The sequence below is a fragment of the Kocuria rosea genome, assembly GCF_006094695.1.
GTDB lineage: Bacteria > Actinomycetota > Actinomycetes > Actinomycetales > Micrococcaceae > Kocuria > Kocuria rosea.
Genome location: NZ_CP035103.1, coordinates 1,013,920 through 1,033,876 on the forward strand (window position 1 = coordinate 1,013,920; position 19,957 = coordinate 1,033,876).

A 19,957-nucleotide genomic window follows, 5' to 3' on the forward strand; every position below is an offset into this window, starting at 1 on the left:
CCCGTCCGCCGCGGGACCTCGCCGCACCCGGTGGGCCCGGGTACATTGGCCGCATGACCACCGAGCGCCCCGGAACCCCCGACACCTCCCCGGTCCCTCCGGAGACCAAGGACTGGACCGTGGTGCTCGACCGGGGCTGTCCCGACTGCGGGTTCGACCCGGACTACGACGTCACGAGCACGGGGGAGCGGGCGCGGGCCACGGTCGAGCGCTGGGCGGCGGTCCTCGACCGCCTGGGCATGACGGACCGGCCCCGCCCGGGGACGTGGTCCCCGCTGGAGTACGCCTGCCACGTCCGGGACCTCTGCCGGGTCTTCCGCGAGCGGCTGCGGCTCATGCTCGACGAGCAGGACCCGGTCTTCGCGGACTGGGACCAGGACGCCGCGGCGGTCGAGGGGCAGTACAACCTGCAGGACCCCTACGAGGTCTCCGGGGAGCTCGCGCAGGAGGTCCGCGCCACCGCGGACGCCTTCGACGCCGTGACCGGGGAGCAGTGGGCCCGGACCGGCAGGCGCGGGGACGGCAAGGACTTCACCGTGGCGAGCTTCGCGGCGTACTTCCTGCACGACGTCGAGCACCACCTGCGCGTCGACGTCCGCGGCTGAGCCGGCCCCGGCCGCACCTCCCGGCGCGGACGGGCCGGGCGGGCACGTTCAGCCGAGGTGCACGGTCCCGTCGTCGTCGATCCGCCACCCCGGGTTGTGCGCGATCTCCCACACCACGCCGTTGGGATCGGCGACGTGCGCGTGGAAGATGCCCCCGAAGGCGCCCGGCCGCGGGCTCGTGAGCACGGTCCCGCCCGCGGCGCTCATCGCGTCGACGCTCGCGCGCACCGCGGCCTCGCCGTCCACGTTGTGCGCGAGCGTCACGCCCTGCGCCGGGGTGGCCGATGGGAGGCCCAGGTCCTCGGCGAACTTCCCGGCGTCGAAGAGACCCAGGACCGTCCCCGGGGCGATCTGGAAGAAGAGGATCTCGCCCGGGACGTCGAGCAGCGGCTCCCAGCCGAGACCCCGCGCGTAGAACTCGCGGGCGGCGTCGAGGTCCGGGGTGGACAGGGTGAGGAAGTGCACGCGAGGATCCACAGCGGTCCTTCGGTCGGGCCCGGCCCCGGTGAGCGGGACGGACGGGGTGGCGCGCCCGGTGTCGGGCCGAGGACGCGCACCGGGTCGGAGCTCACCGGGCGAGGGTGCACAGGGTGCGCCGGCGGAGCCGTTGCGGGCGCACCGGCGGCCGGCGACGAGGCTCCCGCCCCATTCTGCCCGGGCGGCCCGTGTGCGGCCAGGGACCGTGCCGGCCCTCGCGCCGGGCGGCGTCATCTCCCGGGCCGCCCGGCGCCGACCAGATAGTCTCGAGGGCAGCACCGACGGGCGCGGACCGTTCGCCCGGGAGCGCCGGAGGACGGGACGAGGCACATGGCACAGCAGCACCAGGACGCGGTCGAGCCGGCGGAGTCGCCGTACTACGACCGGGTGCTCACGGTGCCCAACGTGGTCTCGGTGGTGCGGTTCGCGCTCATCGTCCCGGCCGTTCTGGCCGTCCTCGACATCGACGAGCGGCCGGTGCGCGCGCTGGTCCTCGTCGCCCTCTTCTCCCTGACGGACTGGGTCGACGGCGCCCTGGCCCGGGCGCTCCGGCAGCGCAGCCGGGTCGGGGAGGTCATGGACCCCATTGCCGACCGGCTGGGGACCGTGGCGATCGCCGTGGCCGCGAGCATCGTCGGGCTGTTCCCCTGGTGGGTGCTGATCGTCATCGCGGTCGTCGACGTCGTGGTGGGGATCGCCACCCTGGTCCGGCGGTCCCTCGGCACCCTGCGGGTCACGACGGTCGGCAAGGCGAAGACCGCCCTGCTCATGGTGGGGACCGTGCTCGTCCTGGCGGGGCCCGCCTGGTCCACCCCCGAGGTGACGGACGTCGGCCGGGTCATGGTCCAGGTGGCGGCCGTCCTGCACGTCCTGGCGGGCGTGCAGTACTTCCGCCAGGCCCTCCGAGGTCAGGCCGACGCCGGCGGCACGGCGAGGTAGGCGTGCCGGGCGGCGCCGATGATGCCCGCCGCGTTGCGCAGCTCGGCCGGGACGACGCGCGTGTCCAGGCGCAGACGGGGCAGGAAGTCCTCGTGCCGGGCGGAGATCCCGCCGCCGACCACGATCAGGTCCGGTGAGAAGAGGAACTCCAGGTGCGCGAAGTACTGCTGGAGACGCTCGGCGTAGTCCGGCCAGTCCAGTCCCTCCCGTTCCCGGGCCACCGCCGAGGCCCGCACCTCGGCGTCGACCCCGCCGAGCTCCAGGTGGCCCAGTTCGACGTTGGGCACGAGCTTCCCGTCCACGAACAGCGCCGAGCCGATGCCGGTGCCCAGGGTGATGACCAGGACGGTGCCGGTGGTCCCGCGTCCGGCGCCGTAGCGGAGCTCGGCCAGGCCCGCGGCGTCGGCGTCGTTGAGGACGTGGACGGTGCGTCCCAGCCGCTCCGTGAGGAACCGGTGGACGTCCAGGCCGATCCACGCGTCGTCGATGTTCGCGGCGGAGCGGGCCACGCCGTGGCGGATGATCGCGGGGAGCGCCACTCCCACGCTGGCCTCCGGGTGCGGGGCCTGGGGGCTCGCGGCGAGCTCCTGCACGATGAGCACGAGCTGCTCGGCCAGGGCCTCCGGTGTGGCAGGGAGGGGCGTGGGACGCTGGAGGACCGGGGTGGTCAGCTCGCCGTCGGCCATGTCCACGGCCGCGTACTTGATCAGGGTGCCGCCGACGTCCACCCCGATGTGGTGCCGGTGCAGGGTCGACCAGCCGGCCGGCGCGGGGGGTGGGACGGGGCGGGGCGAGAGATGGGCCATCCGACATCCTAGGGTCGAGGTGGGGGCACGGGGACGACGACGGGCGCGCTGCGTCCGGCTTGCTGCGCCCGACCGGGTGCGGGCCGTCGTCGGGGCCGGCACCCCGGACCATTCTGCCACCGCGGCCGCCGGGGCCGTGGAGGTGGCGCCGCGCGCGAGGCACGGCTCGGGGGGCTCCGAGGAGGATCCGCCGCGGTGGAGGTGCCGGCTCAGGCGCGCGGCCAGAGGCCCGGCGCGCTGCCGCGGTCCTGCGGGCCGGCGTCGTCCCGGGAGCCCGCGTCGATCTCCCACGAGAACGGGACCCGGGCGACGGGCGCGTCCCGGACGAGTCCGTTGACCGCGCGGGCGAGCAGGTCGCGGTGGGCGGCCGGCAGCCTCAGGCACCCGTGCAGGTACGCGTCGACCTCCAGCATCCCGGCCTCGCCGCCGAGCTGGAAGCAGTGCCACCAGACCCGGGCCGCGTCGAGACCGGCGCGCTCGACGGCGTGCCGGGCGAGGCGTGCCTGCACGGCTCCGATCCTGTCGTCGTCCACGGTCCCCCCTCACTGCGGTGCGTCGCTCCGAGGACGGTCCCGGACCGGGCGCGACGCTGCGCAGCGGTCCGGGACCGTCCGTGGCGGCGCGGTGGCGCCGCCGCCCCCATCATGGTTCCGGGTGGGCCCTCGGGGCACCACACGGAGCCCGGGTGCGTGCGTTTTCCGGACCGTCGGTGCTTCCTCCGGACGCCCGGGGCCGGACGGCACCACCGACAGGGCCGGGCGGAGCGGGGTGCGGGGGTGCCGGCGGACGAGGCCGGCACACAGAAGCGGACGAGGCCGGCACACAGAAGCGGACGAGGCCGGCACACAGAAGGGGAGCGGGGCGGCCCCCAGCCGGCCCCGCTCCCTACTGCTCCCGCGCCCGGACCCGATGCGGGTGACGCCCCCCGGAGTCCGGAGGCGGCGCGCTGTCGGTCGACGGTGCGGGAGCCGGGGGATGATCCTTGGCGGACCACAGAATCCCCTGGTGAGAAGCAACGATGCTCCATCCCACGGCGTACGGCAAGACCCGTCGTGTGACCCAGTTCACATGCAGACACAAAGGGTTGTGATCGCAAATGCATGGGTCGGCAGAGTGCGCCGGGGGGTGGTGCCGCGGCTCGGCCCCTCGGGTCGGGTCAGTGCTCGGAGTTGAGCATTCCGCCCAGGCGCACGCGCATCCGGCGGCTGGCCTGGTTCAGTCCGATGATCGCCACGTCCTTGCCGTAGTGGGCGTACTTGTCGGTCACGGAGTCGAGGGCGGCCACGGTGGAGGCGTCCCAGAGGTGGGAGTCGGAGAAGTCGATGACGATCTGCTGCGGGTCCCCGGCGTAGTCGAACATCGTGTACAGGTCGTTGGAGGAGGCGAAGAACAGCTCACCGTGCACGGTGTAGACCGCCGTCTCCCGGCCGTCCCGCGGCTCGAGCGCACGGTCGACGGTGACGAAGTGGGCCACCCGGCGGGCGAAGGCGACCATCGCCACGAGCACCCCCACGATCACGCCGAGGGCGAGGTTGTGCGTCCATACGGTCACGGCCACGGTGGAGAGCATCACCAGGGTCTCCGGGAGGGGCATCCGCGCCAGGGTCGCGGGGCGGACCGAGTGCCAGTCGAACGTCGCCCAGGACACGAAGATCATGATGGCCACCAGGGCCGCCATCGGGATGACCGCCACGACCTCGCCGAGGGTCACGACGAGGAGCAGCAGGAAGATCCCGGCCAGGAAGGTGGAGATGCGGGTGCGGGCCCCCGAGGCGCGCACGTTGATCATCGTCTGGCCGATCATCGCGCACCCGCCCATCCCGCCGAAGAAGCCGGTCACGATGTTGGCCGCGCCCTGCGCCCAGGACTCTCGGGTCTTGTTCGAGCGCGTGTCGGTGATGTCGTCGACGAGCTTGGCCGTCATCAGCGACTCGAGCAGGCCCACCAGCGCCATGGTCAGGGCGAACGGGGCGATGATCCGGAAGGTCTCCAGGTCCAGCGGGACGTCGGGGAAGAACAGCGACGGCAGGGACTCGGGCAGCTCGCCCTTGTCGCCGACGCTCGGCACGTCCATGCCCATCGGCACCACGATCGCGGTGATCACCACGATGGCCACCAGCGGGGCGGGGACCGCGCCGGTCAGCCGGGGGAACAGGAACACGATGGCCAGGCCCAGGGCCGTCAGTGGGTAGACGGCCCAGGGCACCCCGATCAGCTCGGGGACCTGGGAGCTGAAGATCAGGATGGCCAGGGCGTTGACGAAGCCCACCATGACCGAGCGCGGGATGAAGCGCATCAGCCGCGCCGCGCCGATCAGGGCCAGGACCACCTGGAAGACCCCGGCCAGGATCACCGCGGCGATGAAGTGGTCGATGCCGTGGGAGGCCACCAGCGGGGCGATCACCAGCGCCACCGCGCCGGTGGCAGCGGAGATCATCGCGGGCCGGCCGCCCAGCACGGCGGTGGTCACGGCCATGGTGAAGGACGCGAACAGGCCCAGGCGGGGGTCCACCCCGGCGATGATCGAGAAGGCGATCGCCTCCGGGATGAGCGCCAGGGCCACCACGAGCCCGGCCAGGACCTCGGTCTTGAGGTGACGGGGGGACCGGAGGGTCAGGCGCACCGACTGGCGCTGCTCGGGCGTGAGGTCGGCCGCGGGGCCGGCTGTCGTGGTGGCCAAGGAGGCTCCGTTCGCAGGGGAGGAGGGCGGGGGAGGCTGGGCGGAAGGGCTGGGGTCGTCCCGGGTGCTGCGCATGCGGGTGGACACGGCGTTGCGCGGGCGGTGCGGCGTCCGGGTGCGGAGGCGCTCCGGCGGGGACCGCGTCGTCACCCTATCCTAACGTGAGGGTAGGGTCCTCGGCCGCGGGGCGGGGGAGAGGTGGCTCACGTCCGGTCGAGGGCGGCCAGCAGGCGCTCCTCGACGTCGGGCACCAGCGTCTCGCCGTAGCTGGAGGTGACGTGGTCGAGGTCGCGGTAGACCATGATGTTGCCGACCACCCCGGGGCAGGTGGTCCCGGTGCACAGCCGGTCGGTGAGGTCGATGCTGTGCAGGTCCTCGTGCCGGGCGGCCAGCTCCTCCAGCGGGTTGACGGGGAGCAGCGACTCGGAGCGGGGGACGTTGCAGCGGTCGCGGTCGGGCCCGTAGGTCTCCACGCACTCGAACATGTCGTAGGGGAAGCGCGGGTTGTCGCGGAAGGCCAGCACCGGGATGCCGGCGTCCAGGAACGGTTGCACACCGGCCTCGTAGCCCTCGACGAGCTTCTCGTGCGGGGCCTCGGGCAGGCTGAGGGTGCCGATGGTCAGCACCGCGTCGGGCTCCGTCTCCAGGACCGCCTCCCGGGCCGCGGTGTTGAAGTCGTTGCACTCGGCCTGGTAGTTCTCCGACTCGCTCGTGTAGCGGCAGGCGTTGCGCAGATAGGAGACCACCGTCCAGCCCTGGGCGTCGGCGACCCGGTGGATCGGCGTGAGCAGCTGCCGGGCGTGGGAGTCCCCGAGGACCACCAGGGTCGGACCGGGGTCGGTGCCGCCCGGATCGGTGCCGCCGGCGGGGTCCGGGTCGGGGGCGATGATCCTGCACTCGCCCAGCTCGGCGATGCCCGGCGGGGTCCGCTCGGGGGGACAGAGGTCCCCGGTGTCGCCCCACTCCTGGTCGCGCTCGTCCTCGGTGGGGATGATCGGCACGTCCGGGACCTCGCTCGCCTCCCCGCGCAGCACCGCGGCGCCGGGGTAGTTCTGCGCGGTGCGCTCCACCCCGGCGGTGGGGTCGCGCAGCACCGTGTACTGGTGGGCGCCGGTGAGCGGTACCGCCACGAGCAGGGCGGTGGCGATCAGCCGGATCCCGCTGCGAGCACGGATCCCGGGCAGGGCGCGCCAGCCGGTCAGCAGCAGCGCGGTGACCCGGGTGAGGACCACCGAGGCGGCCAGGATCCCGAGTCCGGCCGGCACCGGCACGGTGTCCCGGGCCGTGAGCAGCAGATAGGTGATCAGCAAAGGCCAGTGCCACAGGTAGATCCCGTAGGCGCGGTCCCCGAACCACTGCAGCGGACGCGCCGACAGGAGCCGGGCAGCGCCGGTCCGGGCGTCGGGTGCCAGCGCACCGCCGAGCAGGATCGCCGCGGCCCCCAGGGTGGGGGCCAGGGCCACGGTGCCGGGGAAGCGGGTGTCGGAGCCGATGAGGAAGGGGGTGGCCAGGATCGCGGCCAGCCCGGCCCAGCCCAGGACCACCCCGGTCACCCGGGCCGGGGCGCTCCGGCGCCGGGAGGCCGTTCGCGCGTTGCCGGAGCCGGCCAGGGCCAGGGCTGCCATCGAGCCCAGGGCGAACTCCCACAGCCGGGTCAGGGTGCTGAAGTAGGCCGCCTCGGGCCCGGCCGCGGTGGCCACCACCGACCAGGCCAGCGAGCCGGCGAACACGGCGGCGAACACGACCCAGGCCACCGGGCGGAACCCGGTCCCGGTCCGCCGGGCCGTCACGGCGGCCCCGGCCAGCAGCAGCGGCCACACCAGGAACACCTGGCCCTGCACCGACAGCGACCACATGTGCTGCAGCGGGGTCGTGGCCGCGGAGTTGCCGGCGTAGTAGTCCACGGCCTGGTCCGCCAGCACCCAGTTCACGACGTAGAACAGCGACCCCCAGGCCTGGGCCAGCAGCTCGGCCCACCGGCTGGGCGGGAACCAGAGGAACACCGCGGCGAGCACGGCCAGCAGCAGCACCGCCACCGGGCCCAGCAGCCGGGCGAAGGTCCGGGCCCAGTAGGCCGGCAGTTCCAGGGGCCGGCCGTGCTCGATCCGGCGGGCGAAGGAGCCGGTGAGCAGGAACGCGGAGAGCTCGAAGAACACGTCCACCCCGCCGGAGACCTTCTCGGTCCACACGTGGAAGACCACCACCAGCAGCACGGCCACCCCGCGCAGACCCTGCAGGTCCGGGCGGTGGGCGGTCCGCGGGGACGGGCTGCGGAGGACCGCCACGGGCTCGGCGGCGCAGCTCGTCGAGCGCTCGGTCATCGCCGGAGCCGCTGCTCCAGCATCGCGATGAACTCGTCCGCCTGGGCCAGCTTCCTGGCCAGCCGGTCCCGCTCGGGGTGGGCCCGCTCGAGGTAGTCGGCGAGCCGGGCCTCTGCGGGCTCGTCGGCGCCGAGCAGCTCGAGCAGCTCGGCCATCTCCTCCAGGGAGAAGCCGAGCGGCTTCATCCGCTTGATGTGGGTGAGCCGTTCCACGTCCCGCTCCGTGTAGACGCGGAACCCGCCCTCGGTGCGCGAGGCCGGCAACAGGCCCACCTCGTCGTAGTGGCGGATGGTGCGCAGGGACAGCTCGGTCCGATCGGCGAGCTCGCCGATCTGCATGGTGCCTCCGCGGACGCGCTGCGGCATCGAACGACCTCCAGGAATCAGGGGACCCCGAGTCTACCAACCGCCCGGTCCCGGCCCCGGGGCCGGGACCGGGCGGTCGTGCGGCTCAGGCGTCGACGACGACGACCGTCACCAGCGGGGCCCGCCGGTAGGCGCGCTCCAGGTGGCGGGAGACGGTCTCGGCGATGATCGACTCGAGCTTCTCGAGGTCGGCGACCTTGGACGTGGCCGGGCGCGCCAGGGCGTTCTTCACCTTGTCGGCGGCCCCGTCGAAGACGTGCTCGTCGTGGACGAAGCCCTTCGCCAGGAACTCCAGCGGCTCGGCGAGCGCGTTGGTGTCGGCGTCGACGATGGCCACGACCGTGACCACGCCGCCCTCCTGCAGCAGCCGGCGCTCCACCAGGGTCTCCTCGGTGACCTTGCCCACGGTGTGGCCGTCGACGTAGACCAGACCGGCCTCCACCTGCCCGGAGATCCGCGCCCGGCCGTCGACGAGGTCGATGACGGTGCCGTCCCGGCCGATCAGCACGTTCTCCGGGTCGACACCGGTGCGGACCGCCAGCTCGGCGTTGGCGTGCAGGTGCTTGGACTCCCCGTGCACGGGCAGCACGTGGGTGGGCTTGACGATGTTGTAGCAGTAGACCAGCTCCCCGGCCGAGGCGTGGCCGGAGACGTGGACCTTGGCGTTGCCCTTGTGCACGACCTTCACCCCGAGGTCGGTGAGCTTGTTGATGATGCCGTAGATCGCGTTCTCGTTGCCCGGGATCAGCGAGCTCGCCATGAGCACCGTGTCCCCGGCGTTGAGCTGGATCTGGTGCGTCTCGTTGGCCATGCGCGAGAGCGCGGCCAGGGGCTCGCCCTGGGAGCCGGTGCACACCAGGGTGACCTTGGCGTCGGGCATGGACTGGAGCTTCTTGAAGTCGACCACCAGCCCGCGCGGGATCTTCAGGTAGCCCAGGTCCCGGGCGATGCCCATGTTCTTGACCATGGACCGGCCCACGAAGGCGACCTTGCGCCCGTGGGCGTGGGCGGCGTCGAGGACCTGCTGGATCCGGTGGACGTGGCTGGCGAAGCTGGAGACGATGATCCGCTTCGGGGCGGTGGCGAAGACCTGGTTGATCGCCGGCGTCAGCTCCTGCTCCGAGGTGGTGAAACCGGGGACCTCGGCGTTGGTCGAGTCGGTGAGGAACAGGTCCACGCCCTCGTCGCCCAGGCGGGCGAAGTGGCGCAGGTCGGTGATCCGGTCGTCCAACGGGAACTGGTCCATCCGGAAGTCCCCGGTGTGCAGCACCAGCCCGGCGTCCGTGCGGATGGCCACGGCCAGGCTGTCCGGGATCGAGTGGTTGACCGCGACGAACTCGCACTCGAACGGGCCCGCCTTGTGGGTGTCCCCGGCCTCGACGTGGACCGCCTTCGGGGTGATCCGGTGCTCCTTGAGCTTGGACGTGATGAACGCCAGGGTCAGCTCGGAGCCGATGACCGGGATGTCCGGGCGCTCCTTGAGCAGGTACGGCACGCCCCCGATGTGGTCCTCGTGGCCGTGGGTGAGCACGATGCCGACGATGTCGCCCAACCGGTGCCGGATGGAGGTGAAGTCGGGCAGGATCACGTCGATGCCCGGCTGGTGCTCCTCGGGGAACAGCACGCCGCAGTCGACGACGAGCAGCTTGCCGGCGTGCTCGAAGACGGTCATGTTGCGTCCGATCTCGCCCAGACCGCCCAGCGGGGTGATCCGCAGGCCCCCGGAGGGCAGCGGGGGCGGGGACTTGAGCTTGCGGGAGGAAATGGTCAAAGGATTCCGCTTTCTTCGTGGGTTCAACGTGGGGTGGAGCAAGGTCGTGCGGGCGGCTCGCGTCGAGCCGGGGCCGCGTCCGGGACCTGACGGCCCCGAGAAGTCTGGGACAACTCTAACGTCGGGTCAGGGTCGCGGCGGACCGCCGGGCGGCGCGGACGGGGAACGGACCACCCCGGCGGGGGCCCGCAGGAGGCGGTGACCGGTCGTCGGCCGGGCGGGAAGGGGCGCGGTGCGGGTCCTCCGCGCGCTCGCGGCGGGACAGCGGGAGGGCGTCAGCCCAGCGCGAGGTCGAGGCACTGCTCGTCGTCGCGCCACGTGCACCGCGTGCCGAGAGCGGCGCTGAGCCGCTCCATCCGCCGTGCGATGCCCCGGGCCTCGGCGGCGGCCGTCCTCGCCCGGAGGTCCTCGATCACCGTGGGGTGCAGGCGCAGACGGCGGGGCAGGCCGTCCCGGACGTCGAGCAGGAAGACGAAGGACTGGTCGTTGCGCTCGTCGGGACGGACGGCGTAGTCGTCGACGAAGTCCCCGGCTCCGTAGACCACCGGCCGGCCGCGGTGCACCTCGACGCCGCGGAAGATATGCGGGGAGTGGCCGAAGACCACGTCCGCGCCGGCCTCCACCAGCGCGTGGGCGAACGCGCGGTGCTCCGGCGGCACCTGCGCGCCCCAGTTGGGCCCCCAGTGGGCGGAGACGACGAGGAGGCCGGTGCGCTCCCGAGTCCGCCGGACGAGCTGCAGGAGGTCCCGCGCGCGGTCGTCGGCCAGGTCGACGGGAACGTGGTGGACGCCGGGGGACGCGGGGCCCGCCGCCCAGCCCGGCTCGTTGTCCGTGAAGGCGAGGAAGCCCACCGCGGTCCCAGCCCGGGTGCAGACCGCGGGGCGTCGTGCCGCCTCCGCGTCCGGGCCCGCCCCGGTGTGCAGGATGCCGTGCTCGTCGAGCAGGGGGAGCATCTCCCGCATGGCCTCCACGCCGTGGTCGAGCACGTGGTTGTTCGCCAGCGAGACGACGTCGACGCCGGCGGCCTCCAGGCTCGCGACGTTCTTTCGGTCCGAGCGGAAGTGGAACCGCTTCCCGGGCCAGGGCGGGCCGTCGTCGGCGAGCACGCACTCGAGGTTCGCGAACCGCAGGTCCGCCGGCGCGAGCAGGGGGAGGACGTCCCCCCACGGATGGGCCGGGCCCTCGTGGCGCAGCCGCTCGTCGACCAGCCGGCCGAGCATGACATCGCCGACCAGTGCGATCCGCATGAGCCGCCTCCTGTCCGGACGCTCCCATCGTGACCCCTGGCCCGCGGGCAGACAAGAGCGGCCGGTGGTGGCCGTCCCGGTCACGGGGACCACGCGGCTCCGCCGGTGCCGCCCGCCCGGGAGGCAGGAGGCGCCGGCGGCCACCGGTCACCGGCCCAGATCGGCCCAGTCGGTCATCCGGGCGCTGTTCGCCACGGCCGGGCGCAGCTGCGCCGGCTCCGGCAGGAGCACGGACAGGTCGGAGACGGCCTGGTAGGCCCAGGAGGGCCCGGTGCGCACGGGCGAGGAGGCGGGGACGCCCCCCGTGCGGTGCAGGCGGGTCGCGTAGCCCAGGATGAGCAGACCGGCCACGGCCAGGCCGACGCCCACCCAGGCGGGGGAGCGGTAGCCCCAGCCGGCGGTGATGACGGCGCCGCCGAGGAAGGCGCCCATCGCGTTGGCCAGGTTGAACGCCGCGTGGTTCATGGCGGCGGTCAGGGACGGGGCGTCCTTGGCCTCGCGCAGCAGGCGCATCTGCAGCGCGGTGCTGAAGAGGGCGCCCATGGCGCCGATCCACAGCACGCCGAGCACGGCCGCGACCGCGGAGTGGGCGAACAGGCCGAAGAAGGCCAGGGCCACCCCGGAGACGGCCCCCGCGCCCAGGGCGGTCTTCTCGATGGACCGGTCCAGCAGCGGGCCCGCCAGCAGGGAGCCCGCGGTCATGCCCACGCCGTACACGGCCAGCACCCACGGCACCATCGAGATGTCGAGGCCGCTGAGCTCGGTCAGGATCGGGGAGACGAACGTGTAGACCGCGAACATGCCGCCGAAGCCGACCGCCCCGGCCAGCAGGGTCAGGGCCACCTGGGGCCGCCCCAGGGCACGGACCTCCTGGGCCACGGAGACGCCGCCGCCCTTGCGGGTGCGGGGGATCCAGAGGGCGAGGGCCGCGACGGTGAGCAGGCCGATGACCACCACGAGCCCGTACCCGGCCCGCCAGCCCAGGCTCCCGCCGAGCACGGCGGCCAGGGGGACGCCCACGATGTTGGCGACCGTCAGGCCGAGCGCCACGCGGGCCACGGCGGTGCCGCGCCGCTCGCGCGGCACCAGGGAGGAGGCCACCACCGCGGCGACCCCGAAGTAGGCGCCGTGGGGCAGGCCGGAGAGGAAGCGCGCCACGTACAGCCACTCGAGGGACGGCGCGGCCGCGGACAGGACGTTGCCGGCGGTGAAGGCGACCATCAGCCCGAGCAGGAGCCTCTTGCGCTCCACCCGGGCGGTCAGGGACGTGATGAGGGGTGCGCCGACGACCACGCCCAGGGCGTAGAGGGAGATGGCGTGCCCGAGGGAGGGGATCGAGGCGTCGAGGTCCTCGGCGATGAAGGGGAGCAGGCCCATCGAGGCGAACTCGGTGGTGCCCACGCCGAAGCCGCCGAGGGCGAGGGCGAAGAGGGCGAAACGGGTGCCGGTGCGGTCCGGGGCGTTGATCACCTGGAGCACGGCAGTGCGAGGTGCGGACATGGCGGATCCTTCCGTGCGGAACATGGGGGTGCGGGTGGAAGGCGCGTCGTCGGGCCGAACGGGTGGAAACCTCGATGCTACGGAGGATGTCGAGGGCATCCAACGGTTCGGGCCTGTGATCTTGGACAAATCGGGCATCCGTGTGATACGTGTCGCGCTCGGGTTCCAGGGCCTCGTCATGCCGCCCACGGAACCGGGAACCACGACTTCAAGGAGGCGCGTCCCATGACCGACACCCACGCTGCGGGTCCGGACACCGATGTCATCGACATCCTCACCACCGACCACCGGGAGATGCTCGAACTGCTCGGCCAGATCGAGGGCGCCCCGGACGCCGCCCGGCGCAGGGACCTGGCCGACACCGTGATCGCGGAGGTCATGCGCCACGCCGTCGCGGAGGAGATGCACGTCTACCCGGTGATGGAGAAGCACCTGCCCGGCGGCGCCGAGGAGGTCGAGCACGACAAGAAGGAGCACGACGATCTCGTCCGGGTCATGAAGCAGGTGGAGGGCGTCGACGCCTCCGAGCCGGCGTTCATGGAGCTGATCCGCGAGATGCAGTCGCAGCTGCGCCACCACATCGAGGACGAGGAGTCCGACCAGTTCCCGAAGCTGCGGGCGCACATCCCGGCCGAGGACCTCGTGGAACTGGGCCGGAAGGTGCAGAACGCCAAGAAGGTGGCGCCGACCCGGCCGCACCCCTCCGCGCCGCACTCGGAGCTGTTCCACAAGACCGTCGGGCCCGGCGTCGGCATGGTCGACCGGCTCCGGGACCGGCTGACGGGCCGGAGCACCGGCTAGCCGGGCGACGGTCCCCCGCGGACAGCACGGCACGGACCCCTGCTGGACGAGCGCCTCGCGAGGCTCGCCCGGCGGGGGTCCGTGCTGTTCCACGGGACCGCGGCGGGTCGCCGGCACCGAGCGGGCACAGACCCCTGTTGCCCGGGAGTTGAGTGCGCTAGACTCAAGTTAGCTGAACTGCCCGGCCGCATCCACTGGTGATCGGCGCCGGGCCGGTTCGTCCCCGATCTGTTCCAGAACGTCCCTCGCCAAGGAGCCGCAGTGGAGACCAAGTTCACCACCAAGTCCCAGGAGGCGCTCTCCGCCGCCTCCACCCACGCCTCGACCGCAGGCAATCCGCAGGTCGAGCCCGCCCACCTCCTCAAGGCCCTCATGGACCAGCGGGAGGGTGTGGCCGTCGCCGTCCTGAAGGCCACCGGGGCCGACGTCGACGCCGTCTCCGCGCAGGCCAGCGCCGACATCAAGGCCCTGCCCTCCGCGTCCGGCTCCTCCACGGCCCAGGCCCAGTTCAACCGGGGCGCACTGCAGGTCATCCAGGCCGCGGAGCAGTTCGCCCAGTCCCTCGGCGACGAGTACATCTCCACCGAGCACCTCCTGTACGGCCTCGCCCAGCAGGAGGGGAAGGTCGGGGAGATCCTGCGGGGCGCGGGCGCCGGACCCGACCAGCTGAGGACCGCCGTCCCGTCCGTGAGAGGAGACCGCCGCGTGACCACACCCAACCCCGAGGGCACCTTCCAGGCGCTCGAGAAGTTCGGCGCCGACCTGACCGCCATGGCCCGCGAGGGCAAGCTGGACCCCGTCATCGGGCGGGACTCCGAGATCCGGCGCGTGGTGCAGGTGCTGTCCCGCCGCACCAAGAACAACCCCGTTCTGATCGGTGAGCCCGGCGTCGGCAAGACCGCCGTCGTCGAGGGCCTCGCCCAGCGCATGGTCGCCGGGGACGTCCCCGAGTCGCTGCGCGGCAAGACGCTGATCTCCCTGGACCTCGGGTCCATGGTGGCCGGCGCCAAGTACCGCGGCGAGTTCGAGGAGCGGCTCAAGGCCGTGCTCGAGGAGATCAAGGACTCGGAGGGGCAGATCGTCACCTTCATCGACGAGATCCACACCGTGGTCGGCGCCGGCGCCGCCGAGGGCTCGATGGACGCCGGGAACATGCTCAAGCCCATGCTGGCCCGCGGCGAGCTTCGCCTGATCGGCGCGACCACCCTGGACGAGTACCGCGAGAACATCGAGAAGGACGCCGCCCTGGAGCGCCGCTTCCAGCAGGTCTACGTCGGCGAGCCCTCCGTGGAGGACACCGTGGCGATCCTGCGCGGGCTCAAGGAGCGCTACGAGGCCCACCACAAGGTGCAGATCGCGGACGCCGCGCTCGTCGCGGCGGCCACGCTGTCCAACCGGTACATCCCGGGCCGGCAGCTGCCGGACAAGGCCATCGACCTGGTCGACGAGGCCGCCTCGCGGCTGCGCATGGAGATCGACTCCGCGCCGGAGGAGATCGACCAGCTGCGCCGCGCCGTCGACCGCCTGACCATGGAGGAGCTGGCGCTGGAGCGCGAGACCGACCCCGCGTCCGTCGAGCGCCTCGCCGCGCTGCGCCAGGAGCTGGCCGACAAGAAGGCGGACCTGGACGCCCTCAACGCCCGGTGGGAGGCCGAGAAGGCCGGCCTGAACCGCGTCGGAGACCTCAAGGAGCGGATCGACAACCTGCGCTCGCAGGCGGAGATGGCCCAGCGCCAGGGCGACCTCGCGGAGGCCTCCCGGCTGCTCTACGGCGAGATCCCGGCGCTGCAGAAGGAGCTCGACGCCGCCCAGGAGCAGGAGGACACCTCCGCCCCGCACGACACCATGGTCTCCGAGGAGGTCACGGCCGACGACGTCGCCGAGGTGATCTCGGCCTGGACCGGCATCCCCGCCGGGCGCATGCTCCAGGGCGAGACCGAGAAGCTGCTGCACATGGAGGAGGTGCTCGGGAAGCGGCTCATCGGCCAGCACCGGGCCGTGCAGGCCGTCGCCGACGCCGTGCGCCGCTCTCGCGCCGGCATCTCCGACCCGAACCGGCCGATCGGCTCCTTCCTGTTCCTGGGTCCCACCGGCGTGGGCAAGACCGAGCTCGCGAAGTCCCTCGCGGAGTTCCAGTTCGACGACGAGCGCGCGCTGGTGCGGATCGACATGTCCGAGTACGGGGAGAAGCACACGGTCTCCCGGCTGGTCGGCGCCCCTCCGGGCTACGTCGGCTACGAGGAGGGCGGCCAGCTCACCGAGTCCGTGCGGCGCCGCCCGTACTCGGTGGTCCTGCTGGACGAGATCGAGAAGGCCCACCCGGACGTCTTCGACATCCTGCTGCAGGTGCTCGACGACGGCCGGCTCACCGACGGGCAGGGACGCACGGTGGACTTCCGCAACGTGATCCTGATCCTCACCTCCAACCTGGGCAGCCAGTTCCTGGTGGACCAGACCATCGAGCCGGAGGCGAAGAAGCAGGCGGTGATGAACGTGGTCAACGCCTCGTTCAAGCCCGAGTTCCTGAACCGGCTCGACGACGTGATCCTGTTCGACCCGCTGTCCACGTCCGACCTGTCGAAGATCGTGGACATCCAGGTCGCCCAGCTCGCCGAGCGCCTGGGCCAGCGCCGCCTGCGCCTGGAGGTCACGCCCGCGGCCACCGAGTGGCTGGGCCTCACCGGCTACGACCCGGCCTACGGTGCCCGGCCGCTGCGCCGGCTGGTGCAGCGGGAGATCGGGGACAAGCTCGCCAGGGCGATCCTCTCCGGGGCGGTCGTGGACGGGGACGCGGTCCGGGTGGACGTCGACGCCGACGTCGTGGCGGACGGGCTCACCGTCACCGCCGTGTCCGAGCGGGCGCACGCCGCGGACTGAGCTGCGGGGCGCGCCGCCGGCCGGCGGGTCGCCGTCGGGGAGTCCCGGCGACGGCCCGCCGTCGGGGCTCCCGGACCGCGTTCCGCCCGCCTCCCGTGAGGTTGCCGACAGTCCACCGCGCCGGTCCCGGGCCGGGCGCAACGGGCTGACAAACCATGTACCCTGGTCTCACGAACCATTCATACGACATTTCCGGGGCCGTACTCTGTGCCAGAGTGCCGCCGTCCGGACCAAGAGACAGAGGGGGTCACGCCATGGGGCGCGGCCGTCAAAAGGCGAAGGCGACACGGCAGGCGCGGGAGATGAAGTACTTCAGCCCGCAGACCGACCTCACGGCACTCCAGCGGGAACTGCGCGGCAGCGAGCAGATGCCCCCGCTGCGGGAGCCGGTCCAGGAGACCGTCGAGGAGGACGAGGACGACTACTCGGCCTACGTCGACAAGTACGCCGACGACTACGACGAGGACTTCCGCCGGTAGCCACCGGGAACTCCGCTCGTCTCCACCGCACGACGCAACAAGGTGCCCGTCCAGGACGAGCACCTTCTTCGCGTCCCCGCGAACAGCGAACGCCCCGCCGGCCGGCGGGGCGTTCGCTGTTCCTCCGGGGCTCTGCAGGCCGGATCAGCCCGTGTAGGCGTTGACCATGCGCACCGCGCCGCCGTCCACGCCCTTGGCGCCCTGCACCCAGTCGGGCCCGCCGTGGTCCGCGTCCGGGTCGATCCTGTCCACGGTGCCCATGACCCACGAGGGCAGGCCCCGGGCCGTGAGGTGGGCCACGGCGGCGTCGGCCGCCGACGGGTCGACGATCGCGACCATGCCCACGCCGAGGTTGAGGGTCCGCTCGAGGTCGGGGAGGGGGACGTTGCCGAGCTGGCTGATCAGCTGGAAGATCGCGGGCAGCTCCCAGGTGCTGCGGTCCACCGTGGCCTCGAGCCCGGCGGGGAGCACCCGGGCGAGGTTCGCGGCGAGGCCGCCGCCGGTCACGTGGCTGAAGCCGCGGACACCGCGGCCCGTGGTCCGGTCCGCGCCGTTGACGGGGAAGGCGGCGGCGAGGTCGAGGACGTCGGCGGCGTAGACGCGCGTGGGCTCCAGCAGCTCCTCGCCCAGGGTGCGGCCGAGCTCCGAGACCTGCCGGTCCAGCGACCACCCGGCCACGTTGATGACCTTGCGGACCAGGGAGTACCCGTTGGAGTGCAGGCCGGAGGAGGCCATGCCGATGACCACGTCGCCGGCGCGCACGCGGTCCGGGCCCAGCAGCTCGTCGGCCTCGACCACACCGGTGGCGGCCCCCGCCACGTCGTACTCGTCCGGGGCCAGCAGACCCGGGTGCTCGGCGGTCTCGCCGCCGACCAGGGCGGTGCCGGCCTGCTCGCAGGCCGCGGCGATGCCGCGCACGATGTCCGCGATCCGCTCGGGCACCACGCGGCCCGTGGCGATGTAGTCGGTCATGAACAGGGGCTTGGCGCCGACCACCACGATGTCGTCCACCACCATGCCCACGAGGTCGAAGCCGATCGTGTCGTGCACGTCGAGGGTCTGGGCGATCGCCACCTTGGTACCCACCCCGTCGGTCGAGGTGGCGAGGTAGGGCTTGCGGTAGGCGAGCAGCTCCGAGACGTCGAACAGTCCCGCGAACCCGCCGACCCCGCCGATCACGTTGGGGGTGTGCGTGGCCTTGACCGCGCTCTTCATGAGTTCGACGGCGCGGTCTCCCGCCTCGACGTCCACGCCCGCGCTGGCGTAGGTGACGGTGCGGTTCGTGGAGGAGGGGGGCTGGGCCATGTCAGGCGTCCTTCGCGGTCTCGGGCTGGGCGGCGTGCTGGGATCCGGGCCCGGCGGGCCCCGTGGTCGTGCGGGCGGCGGGGACCCGGTCCTCCGGCAGGATGAGGTCCTCGAGGTCGGCGTCGGGCCCGGGGTCGCACCCGGTGGAGGTCTCCTGGACGCCGGGGTCCTCGTCGGAGATGCTGGTGCGCTCGGCGGGCCGGCGGGAGACGCCGTCCGCGGCCGAGGGGCGGGTGTCGATGGACACGGCGGAGGCGTGCTCCGGCCGCTGCGCCACGGCCGGTGCGCCCGGGGCGCGGCGGGGCGAGGAGTCCACGGGCGTGCGGGCCTCGAAGACGTTCTTGCCCAGCTTGTCGGCGTCAGGCAGCCGGGTGGGGTACGTCCCGGAGAAGCACGCGGTGCACAGCTCCCCGCGCTCCTGCAGGGTGGCCGCGATCATCCCGTCCTCGGAGATGTAGCCGAGGGAGTCGGCGCCCAGGGACGCCCTGATCTCCTCGACCCCGAGCCCGTTGGCGATCAGCTCCGCGCGGGAGGCGAAGTCGATGCCGTAGAAGCACGGCCACTTGATGGGCGGGGAGGAGATCCGCACGTGGATCTCGGCGGCCCCGGCCTCCCGCAGCATCCGGATGAGGGCCCGCTGGGTGTTCCCGCGCACGATCGAGTCGTCGATGACCACGAGCCGCTTGCCTGCCACCACGGACTTCAGGGGGTTGAGCTTGAGCCGGATGCCCAGCTGGCGGATGGTGTCCGAGGGCTGGATGAACGTTCGTCCCACATAGGCGTTCTTGACCAGGCCGTTGCCGAACGGGATGCCGGACTCCTCGGCGTAGCCGATGGCGGCGGGGGTCCCGGACTCCGGGGTGGGCATGACCAGGTCCGCGTCGATGCGGTGCTCCCGGGCCAGCCGGCGGCCCATCTCCACGCGGGACTCGTACACGGAGCGGCCGTTGATGGTGGTGTCCGGACGGGCCAGGTAGACGTACTCGAACACGCACGCGGCGCGGCGGGTCTCGGCGAAGCGCTGGGAGCGCAGGCCGTGCTCGTCGATCACCACGAACTCGCCGGGCTCGATCTCCCGGACCAGGGACGCGCCCACGATGTCCAGCGCCGCGGTCTCGGAGGCCACCACCCAGCCGCGCTCGAGCCGGCCGAGGACCAGCGGCCGGATGCCCTGCGGGTCACGGGCGGCGTAGAGGGCGTTCTCGTCCATGAACGCCAGGCAGAAGGAGCCCACGAGCTGGGGGAGCAGGTGCATGGCCGCGTCCTCGAGGGAGCCGTGCGGGTGCTCGGCCAGCAGCGCGGTGACCAGCGCGGTGTCCGTGGTGTTGCCCTGCGCCATCTCCCCCTGGGAGGGGAAGCCGGACTTGTCGATCAGCTTCTCGTAGAGCTCCGCCGAGTTGGTGAGGTTGCCGTTGTGCGCGAGCGCCACGGTCCCGTGCGGGGTGGCGCCCAGCGTGGGCTGGGCGTTGGCCCAGTGGGACCCGCCCGTGGTGGAGTACCGGCAGTGGCCCACGGCCAGGTGACCGGTCAGGGTGGTGAGGGTCGCCTCGTCGAAGACCTGCGAGACGAGGCCCATGTCCTTGTACACCGCGATGCGGTTGCCGTCGCTCGCGGCGATGCCGGCCGACTCCTGGCCGCGGTGCTGCAGGGCGTAGAGGCCGTAGTAGGCCAGTTTCGCGACCTCCTCGCCGGGGGCCCACACGCCGAACACGCCGCACGCGTCCTGGGGGCCCTTCTCTCCGGGGAGCAGGTCGTGGCTGAGTTGTCCATCAGGGCGAACCACG

16 protein-coding genes are annotated in these 19,957 nt (G+C 72.8%); 5 read left to right on the forward strand and 11 right to left on the reverse strand.

Going from position 1 to position 19,957, the window contains the following annotated elements; genetic code table 11:
* Positions 1-53: 53 nt before the first annotated feature.
* Entirely contained in the window at positions 54-605 is a 552-nt protein-coding gene (locus EQG70_RS04685) for a DinB family protein (protein WP_017832588.1), read from the forward strand.
* A 48-nt stretch (positions 606-653) separates the two neighbouring features.
* Here the strand turns inward: EQG70_RS04685 and EQG70_RS04690 are convergent, their stop codons facing one another.
* Entirely contained in the window at positions 654-1,070 is a 417-nt protein-coding gene (locus EQG70_RS04690) for a VOC family protein (RefSeq protein ID WP_232035258.1), read from the reverse strand.
* Positions 1,071-1,412: 342 nt separating this feature from the next.
* Between EQG70_RS04690 and EQG70_RS04695 the strand changes: the two genes are divergently transcribed.
* Complete coding sequence (locus tag EQG70_RS04695) at positions 1,413-2,021, forward strand: CDP-alcohol phosphatidyltransferase family protein (RefSeq protein WP_052133014.1); 609 nt, start codon at positions 1,413-1,415, stop codon at positions 2,019-2,021.
* Here EQG70_RS04695 and ppgK read toward each other — a convergent pair.
* The 8 genes from ppgK to EQG70_RS04735 all read right to left on the reverse strand — a co-directional run bounded on the left by ppgK (position 1,991) and on the right by EQG70_RS04735 (position 12,711).
* The gene (gene ppgK, locus EQG70_RS04700) at positions 1,991-2,827 is read right to left on the reverse strand and encodes a polyphosphate--glucose phosphotransferase (protein WP_109268208.1); all 837 of its coding nucleotides are present in this window, start codon (positions 2,825-2,827) and stop codon (positions 1,991-1,993) included. The two genes, EQG70_RS04695 and ppgK, sit on opposite strands and share 31 nt — an antisense overlap.
* A gap of 209 nt (positions 2,828-3,036) precedes the next feature.
* Positions 3,037-3,360, reverse strand: coding sequence for a hypothetical protein (locus EQG70_RS04705; protein WP_051063728.1), 324 nt, complete (start codon positions 3,358-3,360; stop codon positions 3,037-3,039).
* 623 nt (positions 3,361-3,983) lie between these two features.
* The gene (locus tag EQG70_RS04710) at positions 3,984-5,507 is read right to left on the reverse strand and encodes a SulP family inorganic anion transporter (protein WP_109268207.1); all 1,524 of its coding nucleotides are present in this window, start codon (positions 5,505-5,507) and stop codon (positions 3,984-3,986) included.
* Positions 5,508-5,710: 203 nt separating this feature from the next.
* The gene (locus EQG70_RS04715) at positions 5,711-7,828 is read right to left on the reverse strand and encodes an acyltransferase family protein (protein WP_109268206.1); all 2,118 of its coding nucleotides are present in this window, start codon (positions 7,826-7,828) and stop codon (positions 5,711-5,713) included.
* Positions 7,825-8,193, reverse strand: a complete 369-nt coding sequence (locus tag EQG70_RS04720; protein ID WP_017832581.1) for a MerR family transcriptional regulator — start codon at positions 8,191-8,193, stop codon at positions 7,825-7,827. Before EQG70_RS04720 ends, EQG70_RS04715 begins: the two co-directional genes overlap by 4 nt.
* 85 nt (positions 8,194-8,278) lie before the next feature.
* Entirely contained in the window at positions 8,279-9,964 is a 1,686-nt protein-coding gene (locus tag EQG70_RS04725; protein ID WP_095650384.1) for a ribonuclease J, read from the reverse strand.
* A 275-nt stretch (positions 9,965-10,239) separates the two neighbouring features.
* Positions 10,240-11,211: a CapA family protein gene (locus EQG70_RS04730; RefSeq protein ID WP_109268205.1), complete on the reverse strand. Its 972-nt coding sequence runs from the start codon at positions 11,209-11,211 to the stop codon at positions 10,240-10,242.
* Positions 11,212-11,358: 147 nt separating this feature from the next.
* The gene (locus EQG70_RS04735) at positions 11,359-12,711 is read right to left on the reverse strand and encodes an MFS transporter (protein WP_229587381.1); all 1,353 of its coding nucleotides are present in this window, start codon (positions 12,709-12,711) and stop codon (positions 11,359-11,361) included.
* Positions 12,712-12,936: 225 nt separating this feature from the next.
* Here EQG70_RS04735 and EQG70_RS04740 point away from each other — a divergent pair, with 225 nt between their 5' ends.
* The 3 genes from EQG70_RS04740 (at position 12,937) to EQG70_RS04750 (ending at position 16,868) form a co-directional block, all read left to right on the forward strand.
* On the forward strand, positions 12,937-13,512 hold the full coding sequence (locus tag EQG70_RS04740; protein WP_035928304.1) for a hemerythrin domain-containing protein: 576 nt from the start codon (positions 12,937-12,939) through the stop codon (positions 13,510-13,512).
* 261 nt (positions 13,513-13,773) lie between these two features.
* Positions 13,774-16,389, forward strand: a complete 2,616-nt coding sequence (gene clpB / locus EQG70_RS04745) for an ATP-dependent chaperone ClpB (RefSeq protein ID WP_109268204.1) — start codon at positions 13,774-13,776, stop codon at positions 16,387-16,389.
* A gap of 254 nt (positions 16,390-16,643) precedes the next feature.
* Entirely contained in the window at positions 16,644-16,868 is a 225-nt protein-coding gene (locus EQG70_RS04750; protein ID WP_031282554.1) for a DUF3073 domain-containing protein, read from the forward strand.
* Between the two features lie 144 nt (positions 16,869-17,012).
* Here EQG70_RS04750 and purM read toward each other — a convergent pair whose 3' ends face one another.
* A complete protein-coding gene (gene purM / locus EQG70_RS04755) occupies positions 17,013-18,173 on the reverse strand; it encodes a phosphoribosylformylglycinamidine cyclo-ligase (protein WP_109268203.1) in 1,161 nt (386 codons plus the stop codon).
* A 1-nt stretch (position 18,174) separates the two neighbouring features.
* Positions 18,175-19,956, reverse strand: coding sequence for an amidophosphoribosyltransferase (gene purF / locus EQG70_RS04760; protein WP_051063727.1), 1,782 nt, complete (start codon positions 19,954-19,956; stop codon positions 18,175-18,177).
* Position 19,957: the final 1 nt, after the last annotated feature.